The following is a 7780-nucleotide window of genomic DNA, read 5'->3' as shown; positions in this document are numbered from 1 at the left end:
ACGAAAATTCTGCGCACATCCGCAACGCCGTCGCCATTGGTGTCGCGCAGGAGCGTGATGCGGTTAGCGCTGATGGTTGCAGCGCCGGCCCGCTTCATGGCCTGGTTCATGACGAGCTTTCTGAGGCTGAAGCCAGCGTCATGCTTGGCAGGGGCATTGGTTTCGGCCACGAGCACGTCGCCGTTCGGCAGCACGTGCAGCCAGCGCGGATGGTCGAGGCCGGCGGCGAACGCCGTCACCCTCAGCCCCTTCGCCGGGGTTGGCATACCACCTTTCTGCCAGCCTGTTGCCTCCGCGATGTTGACGGTCGGGATCAGCGTGGGTGTCGGTTTCGGCAGGGTGGGGTTGGGGCCATAGCCGGTTCTTGCCACGATTTTCTGAGCTGAAACGCCAGCGCAGCTGACTATGAGGGCTCCCAATCCAGCTATGATCAAGTTTTGTAGGAAGCCGGCATGCATCGAACGTCCTCCGTTCGGATTCGCCTCGTGCTCTTTGGTTAAACGCGAGTCAGCGGCTTGGTATTCCAATTACGGCAAAACAGCAGCTCGTGATCCGTTGTCAGTGACATCCGCTTGAGGGCCAGGAGTTCGCGACCGCTCTGCTCTCTGCCATAGATATGCCGAGAGAAGATTCCGGCAACGCCGGCGGCCAAAACTCCAGCGAACCAAGACAGGCTGGTTGGATGACGCCTCGGCTGGTTTGCCTGTTGCAAGCATTAAGCATAGCCCTCGGCCAATGGTTCATGAGTGTGTGTCGGCAACGGCCGCCGAGTTGAAAAACGCAATGCTTGCCGCACGCCCATCTTGCACATCCCCTTCACGGCGGCTCCATCCGGCCAGCATGCTCGAACTTGTCTTGTAGCGAGCAACTCGCGCGAGCGGGTAATCCGTTCTGTTGATATCGTTGAGGCTTCGTTCAAAGCGCGGTCAAGGGCCATACGCTCGCGGGCATGATCTATCTCGCCCAGATCAGCCCGGCGCCTTCGGTGGGAAGGTGGCAGCGTGGGCACACCGCGAGAGCCAAAAATCAGAGAAGCCGAAGCGAGCGCTTAGCGGCTTCATTCTGTGTCGTAGAACATGGCGCGCCTGAGGGAGGAACCCTCGCCACCGATCCAAACCAAGGCGCGGTGAAGCTCACGGTCACGGCCGAAGCGGCCCGGTCGGCGATCGCGGAGCGTCTCAAAGATCACCTCTTGAAACGCAATTTGGCCGCCCTTAACTCATTTTTGCCGGATGCCGCTATCGGGTCCTGGCACGGAACAACGGTCCTGTCATGGATCGAGTTCGGTTCATGTCGCTCGCACGGAGGATGTGTTCCGGCGTTTGCCCGAACCTCTTTCCTCGCGGTTGCGGGTTGGCTCCTGGCCGTCTCGGTCTCTGCCTGATCGCCGCCCGGTTGCCTTCGATCCAGTTCGCTTCCGGTGCACGCGTGCTTCGCGCGTTGCGCGTCTGGTCGTCAATCGAAGGAGGATACCCAATGCTGTTATCGGATTTGGGCCGCGTCGGTTTCGATCCGTTTCTGGAAATGCGGCGCGTGCAACAGGAAGTGAATCAGCGTCTGGCCGGGCTGACGGCCGGTGCCGCCCAGGAGTTTCCCCCGGTCAATCTTTGGGTCGGCGACGATAGCGTAGCGCTGACCGCCGAACTGCCTGGAATCGCGCCCGACGAGGTCGAACTTACGGTGCGCGACAATACACTGACATTGAAGGGCGAATGCGAATCTCGGCCGGAGGACGAGAGATCCGTCTGGCATCGTCGCGAGCGCCCCTTTGGAAGCTTCTCCCGGACGGTGCAACTGCCGTTCCGCGTCGATCCGGAACAAGTCGAGGCGCGTTTTTGCAACGGGGTGCTTGAGGTCGAACTGCATCGACCGGAGGCGGATCGGCCGAAGAAGATCCAGATCAAGGGATAAAAGGAGGGAACTATGGCTCAGGAACTAAAGACCACCGATCGCCAGGTCATCAGCAAGCCTGACGGCGGCGAACGGACCCGCTCGCGGCCCGTATTCGTGCCGCGCGCCGATATCTATGAGACGCAGGACAATGTCATCCTTCTCGTCGATATGCCCGGCGTCGCCTCGGATGGAGTGGATATCACGCTCGAGAAACGGACACTGGCGATCCGCGGCTACGCGGCCGATCAACAGCATGAGAATTATCGTCAGGTCTATGCCGAATATAGCGCCGGCGACTATGAGCGCGTCTTTACGCTATCCGAGGACATCGACCGCGATGGCATCGAGGCGTCGCAGAAGAACGGCGTCCTGCGTCTGGTGCTGCCCAAAGCGGCGCCGGCCAAGGCCCGCAAAATCCAACTCAAGATGGCTTAGCCGTTGCAGGGTAAAGGAGGTTGGACGATGCAGATCAGGGACCTGATCTCATAGGGCAACGGGAAGAGCGGCGAAGTTGCGAGCGGGAGCAGGACGCCCCCGACTTCTCCTGGAACGCCTGAACCGGATTTTCGAGGATTTCCGGAGACGTTTCTATCAACCCGTCGGCGCGCTCGGCCGCTGGGAAGCGGGCGGCCCACGAACCGACGTCGTCGAAAACGACAGCATGATGGAGGTTTCAGTCGAGCTTCCCGGCATTGACCGGCAGGACGTCGAGATATTGCTGACGGGTCAATCCCACTGGCGTCCGTCGTGGTCACGGACAAGGACGCCTCGCGCGACTTTGAGGTTGCGGGTTCGAGGAATGTGGTGAAGGTCTGATCTGGCCGCCCCGTGTCTCAAGACCAGTACAACTTGGTGGAACCCGAACTCAGCAGGCTGAGCGTTGCCTTTCTGAGCGCAGTGGAACGACGGTGGAACCGTGAGCCTGGAGCCTCCCCAAGGCGGACTTGATGTGGCCTGTGGACTCGCTCGGCGGCAGGACCACGGGCCAACACGTGCAATTCCACACGCGGGACCAGCCGATCGACTTCGGAGGGCCGCGCTGATGCTGATGAAGATCGGCTTGGTCGAATGCGACCGCTGTCGACATCGACACGCATTCGCGCGAAACCACGCATGACTATGCCTAGAAGCCCGTGGTCGGCGCCATGCCGCAGCTCGAGGATCCGGCGTCGGGGCGAGACGTTCACCGTCTCGAGACGCCTGATCCCATCGAAGCTCGGTGGCCTTGGCAGGTTGAACAATCCTCCGCAACGCAGGCTGGCGGAACGCCGCAGCTGGTGACGCGCGGCGACGGCAGCGTGTGCGGCTTCCACGTCATCCAGTCAGTGAATGACCAGCATCGTCCTCGACCGCGACGGGGTCGGCCAACTCGTGGATATCACCATCAAGATGCAGAAATCGGCGGCGCCGGCGGCGAGCGATTTCTTCGCCGCGCTGTTTTCGCTGCTCGGCTAAAGGGGCGTGGAAAAACGATTACTTCTTTTGGAACCGAACCGCTGCGAGGGCGTAGTAGGGCAAATGAGGAAGGGACATTATGGGCGGCGGCACGATTCTGGTCGTTGAAGACGAAACTCTCATCCTTATGGAAATGGAAGCGGCTTTGGAGGAAGCTGGCTTTGCCGTGTCGTGCTTCACCAGTGCCGAAGCTGCATTGAGCGCGTTCGATGCAGCGCCTGAAACGTTCAAAGCCCTGATTACCGACATTCGTCTGGGTCCGGGGAAATCGGGTTGGGATCTGGCTCGCGAAATCCGTGCGGCAAATCCGGCCATGCCGGTAATCTACATCAGCGGCGACAGCGCCGTTCATTGGCCTTCCGAAGGCGTCCCCAACAGCGTCGTGATTGCGAAGCCGTTCTTCATGCCGCAGGTCACGACCGCACTGGCCACCCTGCTCAACGATCAGCAGCCCGGCGAAAACGCTTAGCCGCTCGGATACGATTTCTGGATACACCCCATGACCGAGACCGTCACCGTCAGGACGGAGGGTACGACGCTGTCCGCCCTCCTGGCGCGCCATTACCGCAAGGTCTTCTCCGGCATGGCGGCGAAGACCTTCGCCCTTAACCAGGATCTTGCCCGGTCTGGTCCATATCTCGCCGTGGGTCGAATCGCGACCGTGATGACACCGGCGGAAATGGCGGCGGAAGGCGCGGCCCCCCGGCCAGTGATCGATCTCTTCGAATGACAGCGGGCAAAAAGCCCGCAAGCCCGGCCGGGCGTCGCGCCCTATGCCGCGCCCCGCCGGAGCGCCTGCGGCGCGTGAGGCAAAATGAGAAAAGGTCATTTCCGCGTCGCGGTCGGCGGGCAGGATGTCACCTCCCGTTTCGTGCCGCGGCTGATCTCGTTGTCGATCATCAAGTCGAGCACCGAGGCGACGCAATCGGCGACGTTCACGCTCGACGATCATGATGCGACGGTCCGGTTTCCCAAGACGGGCACGCCTGTCTCGATCGAACTCGGCTGGGCAGGCGGTGCGATGCGCCGCTTCGAGGTGAGGTCGACAACTGCGACTGGTCTCTTGATCGCGGCTCCGGCAGCGTGCTTTCCATCACCGCGCGCTCGGCCAGCCTGAAAGGCAAGGTCAAGCAGCCGACCGACCGCCATTGGGAGAAGACCACGCTTGGCCAGGTCCTCGGGGAGGCCGCCAGCGAAGCCGGTCTGAGGATCAAGGTGCACCCGTCGCTCGCGAGTCGCCCCTTGGAATATGAAGCGCAAGATAACGAGAGCTTCTTAGCCTTCGCCGACCGGCTGGCGCGCGAGCATGTCGCGACGTTTGCCATCAAGGGAACACGGGCTGGCTTGGTGCCTCGGAACCGGAGCGTTTCGGCTACCGGCAAGCCGCTGCCGACCATCGTCATCACCCGCGGCATGGTGATTGCGGCGAGCGGCCTTACGCCGGCGACCGACCGGCCGCGCTTCAAGAAGAAGAAGGCCGCGTATCGACGGCGCGCGGCAGAAGGGCTCCGGTTCGATCACGATCGAGGCGAGCCGACCGCAGAGCCGGAAGGCACGGCTGTGATCCAGCTGCGCGCCGGCGTCGACGGCAGCTACACGATCGCCTCGATCACCGACACCCTCGACCGCGGCAGCGGCTACACCACGCAGATCTCGCTCGGCAACCCGCAGGGCTCGGCCGGAACGGACAGCCGCTAGGTCGAGAGCAGCCTCACCATCGTCAGCCGCCGCTGCGCCAGTCGGCGTGCTGAGCTCTGGAACGCCTCTCGCTCGGACTCGAGCAAGAAATCCAGCGTCATCATATCGAGCAGGAATTCGTCGACGGCCTCGGCCAGTACCTGCGACTTGGCCTTGAGATCAGCGAGCAGCGCGCGCGCTTCTCCTGCGGCGTTGGCGCCGCCGGCGTCGATCAGCGTTTCGAGTTTTTTGAAACAATCCATCCCGCAATCCCCCTGCCGCCGCGCCCCTCAATCGCCGACGGGCAGGAAAGTTCCCAAGCAGAAGGAAAAAGTCATGACCGCATCTCGCGAGCAGGAATCACTCGCCCGCGTGCTCGCGCATGAGGGTGCCTACAGCAATCACCCGGCCGACCCGGGCGGTGCCACGATGAAGGGCGTGACCCAGCGGGTCTATGACGGCTATCGCAGGAGCAAAAAACTGGCGCTCCGTTCGGTGGAGAGCATCACCACCCAGGAACTCTTCGAGATCTACGATCACCAGTACTGGGATGCGGTGAAAGGCGACCGACTGCCCGCCGGGGTCGACTATGTCGTCTTCGACGGCGCGGTGAACTCCGGCCCGAAGCAGTCGATCACTTGGCTGCAACGCGCGCTCGGGCCACTTTACAAGGGCCGGCTCGACGGCGTCATGGGGGTGGGCACTATCGCTGCCGTCCAGGCCTGCAACGACCACGCTGCCCTGATCGACCGGATCTGCGATCAGCGCCTGACCTTCCTGCAGCACTTGAAAACGTGGCCGGTGTTCGGCCGCGGTTGGTCATGTCGCGTCGCGGAGGTCCGCTCGATCGGCCAAGCTTGGGTAACCGGCCTCTTGCCGCAGATAGCGAGCTTCGTCGACGGCGGCCAGGCGAAAGCCTTTGTTGAGGATGCCAAGGCTGCCCCATCGACCGCACCAGCCGATGCGGCCACCGGCGCCGGTGCCAGCGGGCTTGGCATTTCCGGCTATCTGTACGATCTGCAGAACCAGCTTTCGCCGTTCTCCTACACCAGCGAATGGATCGGCAAGGTCGTCGTCCTCCTGGCAATGGCAAGTGCGCTGCTCGCGATCGGCGGTCTCGCTTGGCGCTGGTATGCCAGCCGCAGGGCGAAGCGGCTCGCCGCGGCTCTTGGAGCGGAGGCGACGTAATGGAAAACCTCGCTTCCCTCTTTGCCGTGATCCTCGCTCGCGCCCTGCGCACGGTCGCCGCAGTAGGGTTGGCTCTCATCGCCGGCTTCCTCATCTGGTGGCTGCTGTGAGCGTCCTCGTCAGCCTGCTTGTCGGTCGCCTCGGCGCCTCGCGCCTGGTGGCCGGCGCTGTCGTCTGGGCCGCCATTGCGGCACTCATCTCGGGCGCCACTTTCACCGTTTACGAAGTCATCAAGCACCGCGGCTCCGACGAGGTCCGCGCCAAGATCGAAAAGGAAAACCAGGATGCGATTGCAAAGGGCATTGATGCTCGCATGTCTTTTGACGACTGCATCGACGCTGGCGGCGTGTACGACTTCCGGCATCAACGGTGCGCCGGCGCTGCGCTCGGCCATCGGTAATAACCTCGCCGGCACGCAGGGCAAGACGATCGCCGATCAGAACAAGATCGACAAGACGGTGGCGCCAGGCTGCGCCGTGGGCCTCTACACGCCGGCGGAATGCGACCGCCACACCAAGGCGAGCGCCGAACGTCGCGCTGAGCTGGGGAGGGGAGATTGAGCGAACTCAATTCGAATATCGCGTTTCTGCTTGCCGTCGTCAGCGCCGTGGCTGGCCTATGGTGGCGCATCGAGGCGGCTATCAAATCGGCTCGGGACGAGGTCAAAAAGGATGCGCGCGACGCACATGCCAGGGCAGACATGGCGATCGGCTCGGTATCGCTGCTTGCCGAGCAGCTCGCCGCGCACAAGCTTCACGTTGCCGAGACCTACATCACCAAGGCCGGCCTGCGCGAATTCCGCGACGAGGTGATGACGGGCGTCCGCGACCTCAAAGGTAGCGTCTCGACACTGCACGAGCGGATGGACCGTTTCATAGAGGGCGATAAGACGGCCCGGACCCATTCGTCTTCGCAACTCGAGTAAAGCTGCCCCCTTTATTTTGAGCCGGTCGAAACGCGACCAAGCAGGTGCCGCCGCCCGTAGAGCCGCCCTAACGGCTCAACAGCGAACTGGCTTCTCATCGGCGGGTTTTTCCTGGCTTCGACAACGCGGCCTTTATGTCGTCCAGCGTTTCAATGCCATTCTCGCGCTCCGAGCTGCCTGGCGGCAGGACGTCCCCGACTTCATTCAGCGCTTCAGCAAGGATCGCAAGATGTTCCGGCGTTGCAGAACATTTCGGCTACCGCTCCAGTCCGACCGGCAGGCGCATTGCCCGCCTTGATGCGGTTGAGAGCGCCAGGATGCGAACGCACACGTATCACTACCCACGGGCGGCGCACTTTATTATTCTGAGCGGGGGTGTCCGGACGGAGGGCAAAGTCATGCCTATGGGGCGGTTGACAAAGGGCGTATTCAACCCCGACGAAATAGAAATCCTGAGCCGAGTTTTTGCGGCCACCTCTGCATCCAACGAGACAGAGGAGCAGAAGGAGCACCGAGCCTCGCGCATTATCGCAAACTACATGGCGGGCATCACCGACGAGCGCGAGCTGATTGAGCTCTCCCGCAAGCCGCTGGGCAGATAGCTCTCCGGTCGTCATTTGAATACTTGCACTACGCGGTTCC

Annotated in this window: 12 protein-coding genes and 1 pseudogene; 11 read left to right on the top strand and 2 right to left on the bottom strand. The window is 62.3% G+C overall.

Annotated elements, in window-relative coordinates; all coding sequences use genetic code 11:
• Positions 1-458 (bottom strand): annotated as a pseudogene (locus CK215_RS26740) (sorbosone dehydrogenase family protein); the annotation flags it as partial.
• Positions 459-1476: 1018 nt separating this feature from the next.
• Between CK215_RS26740 and CK215_RS26735 the strand changes: the two are divergent.
• From CK215_RS26735 to CK215_RS26710, 7 genes are all read left to right on the top strand, one after another.
• Positions 1477-1911, top strand: coding sequence for an Hsp20/alpha crystallin family protein (locus tag CK215_RS26735; protein WP_095832693.1), 435 nt, complete (start codon positions 1477-1479; stop codon positions 1909-1911).
• Positions 1912-1923: 12 nt separating this feature from the next.
• The gene (locus tag CK215_RS26730; protein WP_095832692.1) at positions 1924-2328 is read left to right on the top strand and encodes an Hsp20/alpha crystallin family protein; all 405 of its coding nucleotides are present in this window, start codon (positions 1924-1926) and stop codon (positions 2326-2328) included.
• A gap of 894 nt (positions 2329-3222) precedes the next feature.
• On the top strand, positions 3223-3348 hold the full coding sequence (locus CK215_RS32330; protein WP_280953092.1) for a hypothetical protein: 126 nt from the start codon (positions 3223-3225) through the stop codon (positions 3346-3348).
• A 79-nt stretch (positions 3349-3427) separates the two neighbouring features.
• On the top strand, positions 3428-3817 hold the full coding sequence (locus tag CK215_RS26725) for a response regulator (protein WP_095832691.1): 390 nt from the start codon (positions 3428-3430) through the stop codon (positions 3815-3817).
• Positions 3818-3847: 30 nt separating this feature from the next.
• Positions 3848-4078: a hypothetical protein gene (locus CK215_RS26720; RefSeq protein WP_095832690.1), complete on the top strand. Its 231-nt coding sequence runs from the start codon at positions 3848-3850 to the stop codon at positions 4076-4078.
• Between the two features lie 84 nt (positions 4079-4162).
• Positions 4163-4465, top strand: coding sequence for a hypothetical protein (locus CK215_RS26715; protein WP_095832689.1), 303 nt, complete (start codon positions 4163-4165; stop codon positions 4463-4465).
• On the top strand, positions 4432-5046 hold the full coding sequence (locus tag CK215_RS26710) for a hypothetical protein (protein WP_095832688.1): 615 nt from the start codon (positions 4432-4434) through the stop codon (positions 5044-5046). Before CK215_RS26715 ends, CK215_RS26710 begins: the two co-directional genes overlap by 34 nt.
• On the opposite strand, the gene CK215_RS26705 is transcribed toward CK215_RS26710, so the two are convergent.
• The gene (locus CK215_RS26705) at positions 5043-5288 is read right to left on the bottom strand and encodes a hypothetical protein (RefSeq protein WP_095832687.1); all 246 of its coding nucleotides are present in this window, start codon (positions 5286-5288) and stop codon (positions 5043-5045) included. The two genes, CK215_RS26710 and CK215_RS26705, sit on opposite strands and share 4 nt — an antisense overlap.
• 73 nt (positions 5289-5361) lie before the next feature.
• On the opposite strand from CK215_RS26705, the gene CK215_RS26700 reads away from it, so the two are divergent.
• The 4 genes from CK215_RS26700 (at position 5362) to CK215_RS26685 (ending at position 7740) form a co-directional block, all read left to right on the top strand.
• Entirely contained in the window at positions 5362-6213 is an 852-nt protein-coding gene (locus CK215_RS26700) for a glycoside hydrolase family 108 protein (RefSeq protein ID WP_095832686.1), read from the top strand.
• A gap of 284 nt (positions 6214-6497) precedes the next feature.
• Positions 6498-6773: a hypothetical protein gene (locus CK215_RS31000; protein WP_170950409.1), complete on the top strand. Its 276-nt coding sequence runs from the start codon at positions 6498-6500 to the stop codon at positions 6771-6773.
• Positions 6770-7138: a hypothetical protein gene (locus tag CK215_RS26690; protein ID WP_095832684.1), complete on the top strand. Its 369-nt coding sequence runs from the start codon at positions 6770-6772 to the stop codon at positions 7136-7138. The genes CK215_RS31000 and CK215_RS26690 overlap by 4 nt, the downstream gene beginning before the upstream one ends.
• 398 nt (positions 7139-7536) lie before the next feature.
• Positions 7537-7740, top strand: a complete 204-nt coding sequence (locus tag CK215_RS26685; protein WP_170950408.1) for a hypothetical protein — start codon at positions 7537-7539, stop codon at positions 7738-7740.
• Positions 7741-7780 lie beyond the last annotated feature (40 nt).

It is taken from the genome of Mesorhizobium sp. WSM3864, assembly GCF_002294955.1.
GTDB lineage: Bacteria > Pseudomonadota > Alphaproteobacteria > Rhizobiales > Rhizobiaceae > Mesorhizobium.
The sequence above is the reverse complement of the archived record's forward strand: the minus strand, read 5'-3'. Positions and strand labels throughout refer to the sequence as shown.

What these genes read in the sequence shown, in the direction of transcription:
- CK215_RS31000 (WP_170950409.1), top strand. Translation starts at nt 6,498, where the DNA reads ATGCGATTGCAAAGGGCATTGATGCTCGCATGTCTTTTGACGACTGCA.
- CK215_RS26705 (WP_095832687.1), bottom strand. Translation starts at nt 5,288, where the DNA reads ATGGATTGTTTCAAAAAACTCGAAACGCTGATCGACGCCGGCGGCGCC.
- CK215_RS26730 (WP_095832692.1), top strand. Translation starts at nt 1,924, where the DNA reads ATGGCTCAGGAACTAAAGACCACCGATCGCCAGGTCATCAGCAAGCCT.
- CK215_RS26720 (WP_095832690.1), top strand. Translation starts at nt 3,848, where the DNA reads ATGACCGAGACCGTCACCGTCAGGACGGAGGGTACGACGCTGTCCGCC.
- CK215_RS26725 (WP_095832691.1), top strand. Translation starts at nt 3,428, where the DNA reads ATGGGCGGCGGCACGATTCTGGTCGTTGAAGACGAAACTCTCATCCTT.
- CK215_RS26700 (WP_095832686.1), top strand. Translation starts at nt 5,362, where the DNA reads ATGACCGCATCTCGCGAGCAGGAATCACTCGCCCGCGTGCTCGCGCAT.
- CK215_RS32330 (WP_280953092.1), top strand. Translation starts at nt 3,223, where the DNA reads ATGACCAGCATCGTCCTCGACCGCGACGGGGTCGGCCAACTCGTGGAT.
- CK215_RS26685 (WP_170950408.1), top strand. Translation starts at nt 7,537, where the DNA reads ATGCCTATGGGGCGGTTGACAAAGGGCGTATTCAACCCCGACGAAATA.
- CK215_RS26715 (WP_095832689.1), top strand. Translation starts at nt 4,163, where the DNA reads ATGAGAAAAGGTCATTTCCGCGTCGCGGTCGGCGGGCAGGATGTCACC.
- CK215_RS26735 (WP_095832693.1), top strand. Translation starts at nt 1,477, where the DNA reads ATGCTGTTATCGGATTTGGGCCGCGTCGGTTTCGATCCGTTTCTGGAA.